The organism is Edaphobacillus lindanitolerans (genome assembly GCF_900156305.1).
GTDB lineage: Bacteria > Bacillota > Bacilli > Bacillales_A > Planococcaceae > Bhargavaea > Bhargavaea lindanitolerans.
Map to the genome: position 1 here is coordinate 279,441 of NZ_FTPL01000003.1, position 15,224 is coordinate 294,664.

The 15,224-nt window shown below is 55.9% G+C and carries 17 protein-coding genes and 2 tRNA genes; 17 read left to right on the forward strand and 2 right to left on the reverse strand.

Annotation, left to right across the window (positions count from 1 at the left end; translation table 11 throughout):
* Window positions 1-31: 31 nt before the first annotated feature.
* The 13 genes from B0B07_RS10800 to B0B07_RS10860 all read left to right on the forward strand — a co-directional run bounded on the left by B0B07_RS10800 (window position 32) and on the right by B0B07_RS10860 (window position 10,917).
* A complete protein-coding gene (locus B0B07_RS10800) occupies window positions 32-301 on the forward strand; it encodes an HPr family phosphocarrier protein (RefSeq protein WP_076758883.1) in 270 nt (89 codons plus the stop codon).
* A 1,093-nt stretch (window positions 302-1,394) separates the two neighbouring features.
* Window positions 1,395-1,766: a PaaI family thioesterase gene (locus B0B07_RS10805; protein ID WP_076758885.1), complete on the forward strand. Its 372-nt coding sequence runs from the start codon at window positions 1,395-1,397 to the stop codon at window positions 1,764-1,766.
* A gap of 97 nt (window positions 1,767-1,863) precedes the next feature.
* On the forward strand, window positions 1,864-2,622 hold the full coding sequence (locus tag B0B07_RS10810; protein WP_076758886.1) for an SDR family NAD(P)-dependent oxidoreductase: 759 nt from the start codon (window positions 1,864-1,866) through the stop codon (window positions 2,620-2,622).
* Between the two features lie 117 nt (window positions 2,623-2,739).
* The gene (locus B0B07_RS10815) at window positions 2,740-3,195 is read left to right on the forward strand and encodes a MarR family winged helix-turn-helix transcriptional regulator (protein ID WP_076758887.1); all 456 of its coding nucleotides are present in this window, start codon (window positions 2,740-2,742) and stop codon (window positions 3,193-3,195) included.
* Entirely contained in the window at window positions 3,195-4,001 is an 807-nt protein-coding gene (locus B0B07_RS10820) for an SDR family NAD(P)-dependent oxidoreductase (protein ID WP_076758889.1), read from the forward strand. The genes B0B07_RS10815 and B0B07_RS10820 overlap by 1 nt, the downstream gene beginning before the upstream one ends.
* 278 nt (window positions 4,002-4,279) lie before the next feature.
* Complete coding sequence (locus B0B07_RS10825; protein ID WP_076758891.1) at window positions 4,280-4,846, forward strand: methylated-DNA--[protein]-cysteine S-methyltransferase; 567 nt, start codon at window positions 4,280-4,282, stop codon at window positions 4,844-4,846.
* Window positions 4,847-4,926: 80 nt separating this feature from the next.
* Window positions 4,927-5,445: an RNA polymerase sigma factor gene (locus B0B07_RS10830; protein WP_076758892.1), complete on the forward strand. Its 519-nt coding sequence runs from the start codon at window positions 4,927-4,929 to the stop codon at window positions 5,443-5,445.
* A complete protein-coding gene (locus tag B0B07_RS10835) occupies window positions 5,426-6,319 on the forward strand; it encodes an anti sigma factor C-terminal domain-containing protein (protein ID WP_076758894.1) in 894 nt (297 codons plus the stop codon). Before B0B07_RS10830 ends, B0B07_RS10835 begins: the two co-directional genes overlap by 20 nt.
* A gap of 54 nt (window positions 6,320-6,373) precedes the next feature.
* The gene (locus B0B07_RS10840) at window positions 6,374-6,739 is read left to right on the forward strand and encodes a hypothetical protein (RefSeq protein WP_076758896.1); all 366 of its coding nucleotides are present in this window, start codon (window positions 6,374-6,376) and stop codon (window positions 6,737-6,739) included.
* 278 nt (window positions 6,740-7,017) lie between these two features.
* Window positions 7,018-8,352, forward strand: a complete 1,335-nt coding sequence (gene glnA, locus B0B07_RS10845; protein WP_076759264.1) for a type I glutamate--ammonia ligase — start codon at window positions 7,018-7,020, stop codon at window positions 8,350-8,352.
* 89 nt (window positions 8,353-8,441) lie between these two features.
* Window positions 8,442-8,741 carry a rhodanese-like domain-containing protein gene (locus B0B07_RS10850; protein ID WP_076758898.1) on the forward strand — a complete coding sequence of 100 codons (300 nt, stop codon included), beginning with the start codon at window positions 8,442-8,444 and terminating at the stop codon, window positions 8,739-8,741.
* 218 nt (window positions 8,742-8,959) lie between these two features.
* Window positions 8,960-9,685, forward strand: coding sequence for an N-acetylmuramoyl-L-alanine amidase (locus B0B07_RS10855; protein ID WP_407643870.1), 726 nt, complete (start codon window positions 8,960-8,962; stop codon window positions 9,683-9,685).
* Window positions 9,686-9,804: 119 nt separating this feature from the next.
* Window positions 9,805-10,917 carry an Mrp/NBP35 family ATP-binding protein gene (locus B0B07_RS10860; RefSeq protein ID WP_076758899.1) on the forward strand — a complete coding sequence of 371 codons (1,113 nt, stop codon included), beginning with the start codon at window positions 9,805-9,807 and terminating at the stop codon, window positions 10,915-10,917.
* Between the two features lie 507 nt (window positions 10,918-11,424).
* On the opposite strand, the gene gerD is transcribed toward B0B07_RS10860, so the two are convergent.
* A complete protein-coding gene (gerD, locus tag B0B07_RS10865; RefSeq protein ID WP_327078195.1) occupies window positions 11,425-12,057 on the reverse strand; it encodes a spore germination lipoprotein GerD in 633 nt (210 codons plus the stop codon).
* A 134-nt stretch (window positions 12,058-12,191) separates the two neighbouring features.
* On the opposite strand from gerD, the gene B0B07_RS10870 reads away from it, so the two are divergent.
* On the forward strand, window positions 12,192-12,899 hold the full coding sequence (locus tag B0B07_RS10870; RefSeq protein ID WP_076758900.1) for a KinB-signaling pathway activation protein: 708 nt from the start codon (window positions 12,192-12,194) through the stop codon (window positions 12,897-12,899).
* Window positions 12,900-12,928: 29 nt separating this feature from the next.
* Here the strand turns inward: B0B07_RS10870 and B0B07_RS10875 are convergent, their stop codons facing one another.
* A complete protein-coding gene (locus tag B0B07_RS10875; protein ID WP_076758902.1) occupies window positions 12,929-13,588 on the reverse strand; it encodes a polysaccharide deacetylase family protein in 660 nt (219 codons plus the stop codon).
* Between the two features lie 155 nt (window positions 13,589-13,743).
* Between B0B07_RS10875 and B0B07_RS10880 the strand changes: the two genes are divergently transcribed.
* The 3 genes from B0B07_RS10880 (at window position 13,744) to B0B07_RS10890 (ending at window position 15,217) form a co-directional block, all read left to right on the forward strand.
* Window positions 13,744-13,818, forward strand: a tRNA-Asn gene (locus B0B07_RS10880).
* A gap of 17 nt (window positions 13,819-13,835) precedes the next feature.
* Window positions 13,836-13,908, forward strand: a tRNA-Thr gene (locus B0B07_RS10885).
* Window positions 13,909-14,053: 145 nt separating this feature from the next.
* Window positions 14,054-15,217 carry an AAA family ATPase gene (locus B0B07_RS10890; protein ID WP_076758903.1) on the forward strand — a complete coding sequence of 388 codons (1,164 nt, stop codon included), beginning with the start codon at window positions 14,054-14,056 and terminating at the stop codon, window positions 15,215-15,217.
* The last annotated feature ends 7 nt before the right edge of the window (window positions 15,218-15,224 follow it).

Genomic DNA, 15,224 nt, shown 5'->3' on the forward strand with positions numbered 1-15,224 from the left:
CCGACGGTCTCGGTCAAAAGGAGCAAACATCATGGAAAAGACATTCAAAATCACTGCATCCGAAGGGCTCCACGCCCGTCCGGCCACACTGCTCGTATCCGCGGTCAACCCGCTTGATGCGGAAGTGCGGCTCGTCCACAACGGCAAGCCGGCCAACCTGAAATCGATTATGGCCGTCATGGCTGCCGGCATCCCCAGCGGCGCGGAAGTGACCATCACCGCAGAAGGCGCCGATGCCGAACAGGCAATCGAAAAAGTATCCGAAGTCTTTGTCTCCCAAAATCTCGGAGAAGAAATCTGACCGGATTACCTAAACAGGCACCGACCCCATGGGGGCCGGTGCCTGTTTTTTGATCCAGGAAAGGCTTTCCCATGACGACGGTAAAACTCACGTCGGTTGGGGTAAAACTTGCGGCGGTGATGGTAAAGCTCGCGCCGGTTAAGGTGAAACTCGAACCGGTCTAAGGAAAACTCACCCCGGTGGGGGAAACCCGCGTCGGTCGGTAAAGCTCACACCGCTAAAGCTCGCACCGGTCACGGAAAAACTCACCCCGGTCGGGGAAACCCGCGTCGGTCGGTAAAGTTCACCCCGCTTAAGGTAAAGCTCGCACCGGTCACGGTAAAACTCACCCCGGTCGGGGAAACCCGCGTCTGTCGGTAAAGCTCACCCTGCTTAAGGTAAAGCTCGCACCGGTGATGGTAAAACTCACCCCGGTCGGGGAAACCCGCGTCGGTCGGTAAAGCTCATGCCGCTTAAGGTAAAGCTCGCACCGGTCACGGTAAAACTCACCCCGGTCGGGGAAACCCGCGTCGGTCGGTAAAGCTCACCCTACTTAAGGTAAAGCCCGCACCGGTCACGGTAAAACTCACCCCGGTCTAAGGAAAATTCACCCCGGTCGGGGAAACCCGTGTCGGTCGGTAAAGTTCACGCCGCTTAAGGTAAAGCTCGCACCGGTCACGGTAAAACTCACCCCGGTCACGGTAAAACTCACCCTGGTCGGGGAAACCCGCGTCGGTCGGTAAAACTCACGCCGCTTAAGGTAAAGCTCGCACCGGTCACGGTAAAACTCACCCCGGTCTAAGGAAAACTCACCCCGGTCGGGAAACCCGCGTCGGTCGGAGAGACACACGCCGGTCTAAGGAAAACTCACCCCGGTCGGGGAAACCCGCGTCGGTCGGGAAAGCTCACGGCAGTGATGGTAAAGTTCACACCGCTTAAGGTAAAACTCACACCACTCACGGTAAAACTCACCCGTATCTCAGGAAAACCCGGCCCGCTCCCCTTTAAATTCAACGCCGCCGCCGATTTCCACCGTCTGACCACCTTCCTTGCGACCCGCTCCCTGCCAAGGCACAATGAGATTATATCCATTCAATCTTAGGGGGACTGCCGCATGTTCATCAAGCAACCGTTCGATTCATTTCTCGGATTTCAATACGAACGCCTCTCCGAAGACCGTGTCCGGGTGACGCTGCCTGTACAGGACCTGTTCGTCAACAGCGCGGGCGTCATCCATGGAGGCGTCATTTCCTCACTAGCGGACGTCGCCATGTCGAATCTGTTGCCGGCCGATGAAGAGGGGATCCAGCAGATCGTGACGGTCGACTTGAATGTCTCGTTCCTCCGGGGAGCAACGGGCAAGACCCTTATCGCCGACGCCGAGCTCGTGAAAACCGGGAAGACGCTTATCCACGCGGCCTGCATGATCTACGGGGAAGACGGGACGGCCGTCGCCTCCGCCAAGGGTGTATTCTTCCGGAAATGAAAGCAGCTTCATTCTGCGCCTCCTCCCAGGCTCATTCGCTTTAACACTAAACTATAAAGTGTTAAAATAAGTGTCGAGAATCAAGGAGGAATGCACAATGACCGGACGTTTGGAAGGCAAGGCGGCGGTGATCACCGGAGCGGCCGGAGGCATCGGCCGCGGAATGGCACTTGCGTTCGCCAAGGAAGGCGCGAAGGTCGCCATTGTCGATATCAACGAAGAGCTCGGAAATGAGACACAAAAGGAACTGCAATCATACTCGCCTGATTCGTTCTTTATCAAAGGCAATCTGATGGATCGCGAGAATCTCGGCAACCTTATAGAGGAAGCCGTCTCCAGATTCGGGAAGCTCGATATCCTCGTGAACAATGCCCACGCATCCACGCAGAAACCGTTCATCGAAACGACCCAGAAAGACCTCGACCTCAGCTTCGGAACAGGATTCTATCCGACGTTCTGCCTGATGCAGGCCGCTTATCCGCACCTGAAACAATCGCGGGGAAGCATCATCAATTTCGCATCCGGAGCCGGGCTGAACGGGCAGGTCAATCAAGTTGCATACGCAGCCGCAAAAGAGGCGATCCGGGGCATCACCCGCGTCGCGGCGAACGAATGGGGCCAGGACGGCATCAATATCAACCTCATCTCGCCGATCGCCAACTCCCCGGGCATCCAGCAATGGAAAGAACACGAGCCGGAGGCGTATGACGCGATGATCTCCCGGATCCCGATGCGCCGGCTCGGCGAACTGGAAGGGGATATCGGCCGCGTTGCCGTCTTCCTCGCGAGCGACGACGCTTCCTATATCACCGGGCAGACAATCATGGTCGACGGCGGCGCAACGATGTTGCGGTGACCGGTGACTGGGAAAGAGTGGATCAGATCGATTCACTGAAGATAGAGCCCCCGAACCCAATAAAAATGCCCTGCTGCCATGAAAAAGACGGGGGCCGGCAGAAATGGAGGGGTGGACATGGAAGAAGAAACGGATCTGTTTGAACTGATCCATTCGGCGGAAGCCGTCACGAATGAAATGCTCATCCGATGGACCAAGGCGTTTGACCGAAACATCGGCGTCTCGCCGGTGCTCGTCCTGTCGGAACTTTCCCATCGGGGCCCGCAGCCCCAATCTGTCCTTGCCGCCAAGCTTGGCTACACCGCCGCGGCGATCACGAATATCGCAGGAAAGCTGGTGAGGGAAGGACTTGCGGAGCGCAGGGCAAACGAGCAGGATCGGCGTCACGTCCTGCTGGCCATCACCGACAAAGGCCAGGAAGTGCTCAAAGCGGCACACCAGACGGGAACGGATCTGCGCATCCGCATGTTCAGCGCCCTGACGAAAGAAGAAGTGGAACAATATATCGCCATTAACCGGAAATTGTTGGATACCCTGACGGCCGGTGACGAACAACGAGAGGAGCGATCCTGATGGGACGCGTACAAAATAAGGTGGCACTCGTCACGGGAGGCGCCTCGGGCATCGGCCTGTCGGCTGCACAGCTACTCGCGAAGGAAGGCGCGAAGGTCGTACTCGCAGACTTCAACGAAGCGGGAGCAAAAGAAGAAGCGCAAAAAATCACCGAAGCCGGCGGGGAAGCAAAAGGCATCTTCCTCGATGCGGGAGATGAAGCGTCCATCCGCGAAGCCGTTGAATTCACGGTCGGACAATATGGCACGATCACCATCCTCTACAACAATGTCGGCGTCACCAACCTGAAAAAGGACCTCGATGTCCTGAATATGGACCTTGACGAATGGGACCGCCTCATGGACGTCAACCTGAAGAGCGTCCTGCTCGGAAGCCGCTTCGCCATCCCCCACATGATCGAAGCGGGGGGCGGCTCGATCATCAACACCGCCTCGATGGCGGGCTTTGCCGGCGATGCGACCCGCTCTGCATACGGAGCCTCGAAAGCGGGCGTCGTCAACTTGACCCGGTACATCGCCACCCAGTACGGCAAAGACAACATCCGCTGCAACGCCGTGGCGCCGGGACTCATCCTGACGCCGGCCGCACGCAAGAATATGCCGGAGCAGGTGCTCGACATCTTCTCGAAATACAATGCGCTGCCGTACCACGGCGAAGCGGACGACATCGGCTACACCGTGCTGTTCCTCGCCTCCGATGAATCCAAATTCATCACCGGCCAGACCATCCAGGTCGAAGGCGGCCACTACAACACGAATCCGTCGATCGCCGACTTCCAGGCATTCATGAACCAGGCCGGAAAATAAGAAAAGCCGAAAACCTCCGCCCCGGATGCAACCTTCCGGAGCGGGGGTTTTTGCGTGGCCGCATGGTATAATGCTGGGTAACAGGAAAAACTGCAGCACAGGATGATGGGTGGGGGCTGACTGTCTGGAAAGCGGCCTCATAGGTTAAGAAACAGCGTCTGTAAGTTAAGAAACTGAGCCTGTATGTTAAGAATCAGACTCTATAAGTGAAGCAAGCGGCCGTTGGAAGCAAACAGGCACACGAAACCAGGGGAAGAAAAAACGGAAGGAGCGGATCAATGATGGAGGAACGGACGATTGGCTGGGCACTGCTTCAACACGGAGACTGGAAATTCCACGTGGCGGCAGTGCGGGAGGGGCTCTGCTACATCGGTTCTCAGGACGGCGGACTGGACGAAGTGGAACGGTGGGCGGCGAAACGGTTGCCGGGCAGCCGGCTGGCGGAAGACCGGACGGCGCTTGAGCCGTATATTACGGAACTCATCGAATACCTGGATGGCGGGCGCACCGAGTTCAACCAGCCGGTCGCCCTGTCCGGAACGGGCTTCCAGCTGGGCGTTTGGAAGGCACTGCGGGAGATCCCGTGCGGTCAGACGGTAACCTACTCGGACATCGCCGCTAAAATCGGCCGTCCCGACGCCGTGCGCGCCGTTGCCTCCGCCATCGGCAAAAATCCGGTTCTCATCCACGTCCCGTGCCACCGCGTCATCGGCAAGAACGGAAAGCTCACCGGGTTCCGAGGCGGCCTGGACATGAAGCGCCGGCTGCTCGATGTAGAAAGCGGCATCCCATTCGAAGATGACATCTTCACCGCGAATACGGCATCTGCCCCTCCTCTTCAGTGAGGGGGCTTTTTTTATCAATCATGCGGGCAGGAATGTTCACATTTTAAAAGCCCGTACGTTTGAATAGCAGGAGGTCTGCCATGGCGAAAACCGGTGCATTAGAAAAGCACTTGCTGGATGTGTTGGATGTGGTTTATAGAAAACTGATTGGAATGGGGGCTTCCAAGGAAGACGCCGAGGACGTCATCCAGGACACTGCGATGAAGTTCATCCGTTATATGGAGGGGCTCGATGACCAGAACATAGGGGGCTGGCTGTTCCGGGTGGCGATGAATGGATACTTTGACCTTTGCAGACGTAACCGGTCACATCAATCCGCCGTCTTAAAGTTTTCGCTGGAAGACGGGATAGAAACTCGGACACCAGAGGAAATTGTGATGGAAGGGCAGGCCGGAAGAAAGGTGATTGACGCCTTGTCTGCCCAGACGCCCAAAAATCGGCAGCTGCTGCTGCTGAAATACTCGGCCGGACTTTCTTTGAGAGAGATTGCGGGAATCACCGGATTGAAGGAAGGATCCGTCAAGACGATGCTGTACAGAGCCCGAAACGAGTTCATCGATACATACGGGAGGACTGAATATGAAGGAAGAAGACTTTGAGTGGAATACGCCTGAACTGAGAGATTCGGTTAGGCGGGAAAAGCGCAGGTCCCTCATCAGGCAAATACTCATTACGGTGATCACGGTCGTTGTGGCGTTCTATGCTTTGACGGCAACGGGAACGTATATGATTGAACGGAAAATCCGCTCGGAGGGATGGACGTACAGTGCCTGGTCAACCATCCGGGGGGCCAATATTACGAATGCCGGATCAGAATTTATTCATTCTTTCCTCGGAGCAACAGAGATTCAGAACAGGCAAAAAGTAATAGGCGGAATTCCGATTAACTGGGGGGAAGTGCAGCGTGAATACTCTCCGGTGTCAAAGACCAGTCATCGTTTGAACTTCCCGGTCTACGGGCAAGGGACGGCCGAAGAAGAAGTGATCCCCCTTTACTACAACGGGGAGCGGCTCATGAGTTTTTATCATCCGGAAAAGGAATATGGCCAATTGCCGGATGATCGGTCCCTCATGACCAGCATCAGATCCGACCATGTGATCGAAATGGCTTTTTCCTTCGATCGTGCGTACACACTGGCAGAAATCGAAAACATCTTCCCCGACAACCGCTCATGGATATGGGTGGACAGCGATCAATCCGACGATCAGCCGGTGGATGCAGAAAATGCAATCGGATTTAAATGTTATACAGATGATCTGAAGCAGGACGCTGACGCGTTTGTCGGCGCCGCCGACTATTTGTTCAAGGAAGACAACGGCGAATTGGCGGGTATATTCAAGGAAGTGCCGAAAACCGGTGACATAAGAGCGATCGGAATGGTTCTTACCGGAACGCCGGATGAGCTATCGTTTGTCAAAGACCTCCCGCAGATCCGGGCAGCGACGTTGGGGGCAACGGTCGATCGATATTAATCCCGTTCACATTTCTCTCCTCCAAACGTATAGGTTATAAAGGAGGAAGATGTGATGAAGAACTTTTCGGTTGTTTGGGGCTTTCTGGCGGGACTCGGCCTGGTGTATGTGAGTGCGGCCGGGTTTCTGCTGATTACCGGCAATGCCGTTTTCGCAGGCGGACTGGCGGATTGGCGATATCTTGCGCTCGCCGTGCTGATCGGAGCGGCGCTTGCCGTCGGCGGGATCGGCAAGCGGGCATCGTCCGTCGTGGCGATCGGGATGTTCACGGTCCTGTTTGTCCTGACATATGGCATCATGTCAGGGAATCCGCCTGACGGCACCCCGGATGCCCTCTTCACCCGGCTGATGGTCTATCCGGTCCTGGCGCTGGGCATTTCCCTGGGCGTGCGGGTCGCCATGGACGCAGAGGCAGAGTGAACAGGGCGTCCTGTTTACTTCTGATAGATCCCGTGATATTCTATTATCCCTCTCTCTTCCGGATGACAGGAAGAAAGAGGGAAATGAAACGCTTCCATTTTCATCCTTCTCCCAAATGTGGAGGAGGATTTTTATTTTGCCGAAAAACTGGAGAAGGAATATTCATTTTTTCAATAAAAATCCTGAAAAATTCCTTGCCTGGCCTGTTGTCACCCCGTATGATAGAAAAATGTGATGGCCGGGCGCCATTGCAATATTGGAAAAGGGAGAGTGGCATGATGGGGAAGTGGACACGTGATGATATATGGAGATTTGTCGAGGAAGAGAATGTGAATTTCATCCGACTCCAGTTCACGGACGTACTGGGAACGATCAAGAACGTGGAGATCCCGGTCAGCCAGCTCGACAAGGCGCTCGACAATAAAATGATGTTCGATGGATCCTCGATCGAAGGCTTCGTCCGGATCGAGGAGTCCGACATGTACCTGATCCCGGACCTCGACACGTGGATGGTGTTCCCCTGGACGACGGGCAAGGGGAAAGTCGCCCGGTTTATCTGCGATGTCCACCGTTCCGACGGCACTTCGTTTGAAGGGGACCCGCGCGGCAACCTGAAGCGTGTGCTCCTTGAGATGGAAGAGATGGGCTTCACTCATTTCAACCTCGGGCCGGAGCCGGAGTTTTTCCTGTTCAAGCTTGACGAGAACATGCAGCCGACGCTCGAGACAAATGACAACGGCGGTTATTTCGACCTCGCGCCGACCGACCTCGGTGAAAACTGCCGGCGGGACATCGTGCTGGAGCTTGAAGAAATGGGCTTCGAAATCGAAGCATCCCACCACGAAGTCGCCCCGGGACAGCACGAAATCGACTTTAAATACGCGGATGCACTCACCGCATGCGACAACATCCAGACGTTTAAACTGGTCGTCAAGACGATCGCCCGCAAGCATGGCCTTCATGCAACGTTCATGCCGAAGCCGCTGTTCGGCATCGCGGGATCCGGCATGCACTGCAACATCTCGCTGTTCCGCGACGGCGAAAATGCGTTCTTCGACGAATCAGGCGAGCTGAAGCTCAGCAACACTGCTTACAAATTCATGGCCGGCGTACTCGAACATGTCCGCAACTTCACGGCCGTGACGAACCCGACGGTCAACTCGTACAAGCGGCTCGTTCCGGGCTATGAGGCGCCGAGCTACATCGCGTGGAGCGCGCAGAACCGGAGCCCGCTCGTCCGGATCCCGGCCTCCCGCGGACTCAGTACGCGCATCGAGGTCCGCTCGGTCGACCCGTCGGCGAACCCGTACCTCGCCATGGCGGTCATCCTGAAGGCCGGACTCGACGGCATCAAGAACGACCTGCGGGTGCCGGAGCCGGTTGACCGCAACCTGTACGAAATGACACCGGAAGAACTCGAGGAGGCCGGCATCGGCACGCTCCCGACCGATCTCGATCACGCGCTCAGCGCGCTCGAGTCGGACGAAGTCGTGAAATCGTCCCTCGGCGACCACATTTACCGCAACTATATGGACGCCAAACGGATGGAATGGGAGCAGTACCGCGTCACCGTCCATCCGTGGGAACGCGAACACTATATGAAGATGTATTGAGCCCTGCCTTCTTCGTTGCCGGAACCCGATCCGGGGTTTTATAATAGAGGCAATCAAGCAAGCGGAAGAGCTAAACGGGAGGGACGACAATGAAAGAGATTTCGACGCATGAGCTCGATCAGCGGCTCCAAGCAGGCGAAGAATTCGCCATGATCGATGTCCGGGAGCCTGAAGAGGTCGCCGCCGGCATGATCGCAGGAGCCGTCCATATCCCGCTCATGGAGTTGCCTGAACGTTTTGGTGAACTGGACCGGAACAGAGAGTATGTCCTGATCTGCCGCTCCGGCGGCCGCAGCAAGATGGCGGCCGAATTCCTGGAAGGCCAGGGATTCGAGACCGTCAACATGACCGGCGGCATGCTCGAGTGGCCGGGCGAGACGATCGCTTGACCCATCATTTCAACATGGAAGGCCGGCACAGGAGTGTGCCGGCCTTTTCCGTCGGATTGGGACTCCGGGAGATCGGCACCGGTTCCCCTGTCGGTATGATTTCCTCCCAGGTTTGCCGCACATCCTCGCAGGCAAGTCAGTACATCGGCAGAGCTTGTTCATAGCCCGCCGCCGCCCGGCGTATAGTAGGAAAAAAGGCGGTGACGGGAGAGTTGAGGGTGTGGCGGATATTGAGGCGGCGGGTGTGGGTGCTCGCTTTCGTGCTGGTGGCATCGGCTGCGGTGTTGGCGTACGAGGCGTTTGCGTCCGACCGTGATTTCTTCTTGCCGGAACCGCTCGGCGGGGTGAAGGTCGTCATCGATCCGGGGCACGGCGGACCGGACGGCGGCGCCTCGGCGGGCGATACGATCGAGAGTTCCATTAATCTGGCGATTGCCAAGAATCTAGAGAAGGAACTGAAGAAAAAAGGGGCAACAGTCATCATGACCCGCACGAAGGAAGGGGATGCCATTGCGGAGCGGGAGCCGGGTGAGAACTTCCCGAGCATCCGGGCCAGAAAAATGGCAGATCTGAAACTTCGTGAAGAGATCGCGATCAAAGAGAAGCCGGACATGTTCCTGAGCGTCCATGTGAATGCAATTCCTGACCAGAAATGGCGAGGTGCCCAGGTGTTCTACCATGCGGAGGGGCATCCGGACAGCGAGCGGCTCGCAAAAGCCGTCCAGTCTTCCTTCGTAGAGACGATCGAGACCGACCGCGAGGCGCTTGCTGTCCGGCAAGTATATCTTCTGAAGAAAGTCCCGACGCCGGCCGTCCTCATTGAAACGGGCTTCATCTCCAATCCGGAGGAAAAGGCGCTGTTGACGGACAAAGGGTATCAGAAGAAGGTCGCCGAGGCGATCGCGGACGGTGTGTCGGCTTATATGGATGAGGATCTTCAATGATCGGCCCGTCGCTTGAGCGATGGGTTTTTTCGATTGCGGGGGTATGAGCGGAGTGGGCGAATCCGGCTGTTCCCTATGGTATACTGTAGGGAGAATTGACCGGATTGGGAGTGTCTGAATTGATCAATGAACAGCAAGTACGCGAGCTGGTGGGGCAGCTTCAGGACCCATTCCTCCACCGCACGCTTCAAGAGACCGGCGGCATCATCGAGGTCTCGATCAAAGAAGAGAAAGAGCATGTGAGCGTCAAGCTCGCCATCGCGAAAATCAACAATGCCGAGCAAATGCAGCTGCAGATGAAGGTCGTCGACTTGCTGAAGGAAGCCGGCGCGAAGACGGTCGGCATCCGTTTCGAGGAACTGCCTGCCGAGAAGCTGGAAGAGTTCCGCGGCACGGCCACTGCTGCCGAGACGCAGGACCTGCTGTCTCCGCTCAATAATGTACAGTTCATCTCCATCGCTTCAGGGAAGGGCGGAGTCGGGAAATCGACGGTGTCCGTCAACCTCGCTGTCGCACTTGCCCGGCTCGGCAAGAAAGTCGGATTGATCGATGCCGACATCTATGGCTTCTCCGTACCGGACATGATGGGCATCCAGAAAAATCCGGTCGTGCGCGGCAACAGCATCATCCCGGTCGAGCGCTTCGGCGTGAAGGTCATCTCGATGGGCTTCTTCGTCGACCAGAACGCACCGGTCGTCTGGCGCGGACCGATGCTCGGCAAGGTGCTCGATCAGTTCTTCCGCGACGTGGAGTGGGGCGACCTGGACTACCTGCTGCTCGACCTTCCTCCGGGAACGGGAGACGTGGCGCTCGACGTCCACCAGATGCTCCCGCATTCGAAAGAAGTCATCGTCACGACCCCGCATCCGACGGCAGCATTCGTCGCTGCGCGTGCAGGTGCCATGGCGATCAAGACCGACCACGAAATCCTCGGCGTCGTCGAGAACATGTCCTGGTTCGAGTCCAAGAAGACCGGCGAGCGTGAATACGTGTTCGGCGAAGGCGGCGGACCGAAACTAGCCGACGAACTCCGGACCGAACTGCTCGGTCAGATCCCGCTCGGCCAGCCGGACTGGAACGAAGAGGACTTCGCCCCGTCCGTTTATCATGAAGACCATCCGACAGGCCAGCTCTACGATGAGATCGCCCGGAAGGTCATTGACAAGGAAACAACGGACAAGCCGGCCGAAAACGAAGGCCCGGTCAGCCCGTTCGACCCGCGCAATCAATAATGAATGGAAAGCCGCATCCCGGATTGAAGGGATGCGGCTTTTTTTCTTTGGGGAGTGGGAAAGGGGCGGCCCAAGAGGGAGCTGATCGGAACTGGGCCCGCCGGAGGAGAGACCACTCAAGGTAAAACTGGGCCCACTCGAGGTAAAACTGAGACCACTCAAAGTAAAACTGGGATCACTCGGAGTGAAACTGAGACCACTCAAGGTAAAGCTGGGCCCCCTTGAGGAACTAAGACCGCTCGAGGTAAAACTGAGACCGCTCAAGGTAAAACTGGGCCCACTCGAGGTAAAACTGAGACCACTCAAAGTAAAACTGGGATCACTCGGAGTGAAACGGAGACCACTCGGAGCTCAGCCCCCTACATATATCGACGATGTCCACAAGAAGTTAGGTAAATCCATCCTCGCGGCTAAACTCTCCTCACTCACTCCCGCTGCTCCCTCCATCAAAAAGACGATCCCGGAACCGCGTCGCATCCGCAGTTCCGGAACCGTCTTCCCGGCAGCTTATTGGCCGCTGCCCCCGCCAGGGCCTTTTTCTTTCTCCGGATCGGATTCTTCTTTGTCTTTCCCGGTCTTTTCATCCTTTTTCCCGCCGCCTTCGTTCCCGCCTGATTCGCCGGCTTTCTTGACCATTTCCTGCCACTTTGGTGCAAGGAGCGGGGAGTCGATCGTCTCTTCGACGATCTTCTTGATCTCTTCTCGCATGTCAGTGGATTTCATTGCGTTTCCGAGGTTCTTCTGCATCTCTGCCTGGCCAAAGAAGTCCTCAAGCTGTTTCTGGAATGACGGATCGGACATGAGCTTCTTCATGACGTCTTCCTGCTGATCCTTCATGCTCTTGGCGATCGTTTCCTTAAATTTCGGGTCGTCAAACTGTTCCTTCCAGAATTCCTTGCCTTTATCGGATAGCATTGTTTCCTCAATGGATGTCTTCACGTCTTCCTGCTCCAAGACGAGGAGGTCCTTGAACTGCGGATCGGACAGAAGCTGGCGGATCGCTTTTTTGCCGTCCTCCGTCTGGAGTGCATCGGTCATCATTTTTTTCGTCTCTTCATAAGAAGGAGTGGCCGGGCCGGCGCACCCCGACAGGACGAGGAGTACGAGCCCGGCGGGAAGAAGCCGCTTCACGCGCATCATTTCCTTTCCTGCCGTCGTTTCAATTATTGTTCACAAATCCGTCCGGTTTATGCGTTTCCGCACCGGTGAAATAGATTTTTTGCGCTATCGTTGGTACACTAAAGGATGGAAATGAAAAACGGAGGCTTCTGATCGTGACAATACGTAACTGGCTTAAATTTTTCCTGAATGCGCTCCTCATCGGCGGCGGGATCACCGGCTTGGTCGGTCTGCTCGTGCGCTGGAATGATACATTTTATCCGTTCATCCAGAACGGCGAAATCAGCGAATTCATCGCTGCCTTCCTCTGGATGGTATTTCTCGGATTTACGATGAGCGTCGTGGCGCAAATGGGCTTCTTCGCTTATCTGACGGTCCACCAGTTCGGAGTGAACATGTTCCGCTCGCTGACGCTCTGGAACTGGGTCCAGATGCTGCTCATCGCAGTTGTCCTGTTTGACCTGGTGTTCTTCCGCTTCGATCTGACGAAGGCGGACACCGGTCGGACGGTGCTCTACATGGTCCTGCTCGCCTTCCTGCTCGGCGTACCGGCACTCACCGCCTGGCTGAAAGTCAAAATGACGGGCAAAAAGCACATCCTCATTTCGGCGCTCTTCTTCATGATCGTCATCACGACATTGGAATGGCTACCGGCCCTGATGGTGCGAAGCGGCAACATCGACCAGTGGGTCACCATCCTATTGTTCCCGCTGCTCGCCGTGAACATGTATCAGCTGCTCATGCTGCCGAAGTACAATGCCAAATCAGAAGAAGACCTGAAAAAAAGGCAGGCCCGCCGCGAGGCCCGCAAAGAGAGCGGAACGCCCGCGAAAAGCAAATCGAAAAAACGCACCGCCCATTGAGTGGGCCGTGCGTTTTTCTTTTTAATTCGTCATGGGATCGACTTCTGGCGGACATCCACCCCGAACAGCACATCCTCGACCGTCATGAATTCTCGTGAAGTGCGCAGCCGCTCGATCTCCTTCACTTCAGTCCGGACATCCCGGTGATGCTGGACTGAAAGGATTTCACCGGCCTTTTCTTTCGGGATCTTCCCGCCTTCCCAGCGGCGTGTTGACCCGAGTGCATTGATCTCCAGTTCGAACAGGCGCGCCGTCAACTTTTCGGGGAACCGCTCATCCGCCGTACGGAAATAAAGCGGCTTCCTTCCGAAATACGACTCGAATGCCTCGATCCCTTCATCGAGTAGCTTCGGTTCCTTTGCATATCGCTCGCCCGCCGCCCCGAGCAGGCCGACCGGGATGTTCTTCTCGACGAGCAGCTTCACGATATCCGGTGACCGGGCAAGCCAGTCCGGATCGATGAACAAAAGCGGATACGGTTCAGAGAGGCCCGAGACCCATTCCCGGATCTCCGAGTCTCCGAACGAAACATCGACTGTCAGTGCAGCGCCCCGGCTGCCCTGCACGAGCACCTGGGGCTCCGCCGTCATCCGGAAGACCGGAACGAGCGGACCCTTGCCGCCTGCGGACTGGACGAGCACCCAGGCGGTGAACAACACAAACAGAGACAGCAGCATGAACTTCTTCAAAACGGCGCCCTCCCCAGACGGATTGCCGGCCCCGGCTTTTAAAATGTATGAATAAAAAGCAGGGGACATGCGCATGATGTACATGCACAAAAAGGTGCTTGATTGGGCAGGAAGCATATTGTATAATGGGTTCTGTCGGTAACGCTTCACACTATTCCGCAGTAGCTCAGTGGTAGAGCAATCGGCTGTTAACCGATCGGTCGTAGGTTCGAGTCCTACCTGCGGAGCCATTTATACAATATGACATGCTTCCATAGCTCAGTTGGCAGAGTGCATCCATGGTAAGGATGAGGTCGCCGGTTCAAGCCCGGCTGGAAGCTTATATGAAAAACGCTCGTCCCCCCGGGGATGGGCGTTTTTCTTTTTGTCCGGCCCTGTGCAGCGCATAATGCTTCCTGGATTAGGGAATGAGATAGGTGGAAATCCTTATGAAGAACCCCAGACAAGTGACAGGAGCAGTGGCGCATGGAAACTAACCTTCCCGATAAATTGGATGACATGATCAATACATTGAATGCCAGGTTCTTTGAGCGCGATTCTGAGATCGAAGCGCTCCTGATTGCCGTGCTGGCCCGGCAGCATATCCTCATGATCGGTCCGTCCGGCACGGCCAAATCTGCTCTGGTCATGGAGCTTTCGAAACTGATAAAGGGTACTGATTATTTTCAGTGGCTGCTCACGAGGTTCAGCACGCCGGAGGAGTTGTTTGGCCCATTGTCGCTGAAAGACCTGGAGAAGGGTGTGTATAAGCGGAATACGGAAACCAAAATGCCTGAGGCCCATCTGGTGTTCCTCGATGAAATTTTCAAGGCGAACAGCGCGATCCTGAACAGTTTGCTGACCATCTTGAATGAGCGGTATTTCTACAATGACGGCTCCCCGGTGAAAGTCCCCCTGATGTCCGTGATCGGCGCGTCCAATGAGTATCCGGAAGAAGGCGAAGGGCTCGATGCACTGTTCGACCGGTTCCTGCTTCGTTTTGAAGTCGATTACATCGCCGATGACGGAAACTTCATTTCTATGATGAAGCATTCAGGCACTGATGAGCCAGCGCCGGTCATGACCCTGGAAGAATTGATTCAGCTCCAGGAAATGGCAGAGCGGATGGTCATCCAGGATGACGTGTACACGGCTCTTTCTAAAATACGGAATGAACTGCGGGATGAAGGGATCCGGCCCTCGGACCGGAGATTCAAGCAGTCGTTGTGCGTCCTGAAGGCCAGAGCGCTGCTTCAGAAGAGGCAGTCCGTGCTCATGGAGGACCTGGTCATTCTCGAGCATTCCCTTTGGGAGACGCCGGACCAAAAAGACGCCGTATCATCGATTGTGCGCAGACATGCCCAGGATGCTGTCATCCGGATGCTCGAAACGATTCAACATGAGGCAAATGAAATGCTGCAGAAGGCTGCGCAGGACAAGTCGGAAGAGTATGGGCTGGAAGCCTCTGAAAAGATGAAGAGGCTGAAGGAAGATCTGAATCGACTCCGTGCGCAGTATGAGGACCGCAGTGTGGAAATCGAAATCCTGCTCCATAAAGTAAATGCGATGCAGCAAGACATCATCCTGAGCACGATGTACGGTGACGGGGAAGCGGAAAAAGGCCCTTCCGGCATCTTCTACAGAATGTAAAGAACCG

What these genes read in the sequence shown, in the direction of transcription:
- B0B07_RS10800 (WP_076758883.1), top strand. Translation starts at nt 32, where the DNA reads ATGGAAAAGACATTCAAAATCACTGCATCCGAAGGGCTCCACGCCCGT.
- B0B07_RS10805 (WP_076758885.1), top strand. Translation starts at nt 1,395, where the DNA reads ATGTTCATCAAGCAACCGTTCGATTCATTTCTCGGATTTCAATACGAA.
- B0B07_RS10810 (WP_076758886.1), top strand. Translation starts at nt 1,864, where the DNA reads ATGACCGGACGTTTGGAAGGCAAGGCGGCGGTGATCACCGGAGCGGCC.
- B0B07_RS10815 (WP_076758887.1), top strand. Translation starts at nt 2,740, where the DNA reads ATGGAAGAAGAAACGGATCTGTTTGAACTGATCCATTCGGCGGAAGCC.
- B0B07_RS10820 (WP_076758889.1), top strand. Translation starts at nt 3,195, where the DNA reads ATGGGACGCGTACAAAATAAGGTGGCACTCGTCACGGGAGGCGCCTCG.
- B0B07_RS10825 (WP_076758891.1), top strand. Translation starts at nt 4,280, where the DNA reads ATGATGGAGGAACGGACGATTGGCTGGGCACTGCTTCAACACGGAGAC.
- B0B07_RS10830 (WP_076758892.1), top strand. Translation starts at nt 4,927, where the DNA reads ATGGCGAAAACCGGTGCATTAGAAAAGCACTTGCTGGATGTGTTGGAT.
- B0B07_RS10835 (WP_076758894.1), top strand. Translation starts at nt 5,426, where the DNA reads ATGAAGGAAGAAGACTTTGAGTGGAATACGCCTGAACTGAGAGATTCG.
- B0B07_RS10840 (WP_076758896.1), top strand. Translation starts at nt 6,374, where the DNA reads ATGAAGAACTTTTCGGTTGTTTGGGGCTTTCTGGCGGGACTCGGCCTG.
- glnA (WP_076759264.1), top strand. Translation starts at nt 7,018, where the DNA reads ATGGGGAAGTGGACACGTGATGATATATGGAGATTTGTCGAGGAAGAG.
- B0B07_RS10850 (WP_076758898.1), top strand. Translation starts at nt 8,442, where the DNA reads ATGAAAGAGATTTCGACGCATGAGCTCGATCAGCGGCTCCAAGCAGGC.
- gerD (WP_327078195.1), bottom strand. Translation starts at nt 12,057, where the DNA reads ATGATGCGCGTGAAGCGGCTTCTTCCCGCCGGGCTCGTACTCCTCGTC.
- B0B07_RS10890 (WP_076758903.1), top strand. Translation starts at nt 14,054, where the DNA reads ATGGAAACTAACCTTCCCGATAAATTGGATGACATGATCAATACATTG.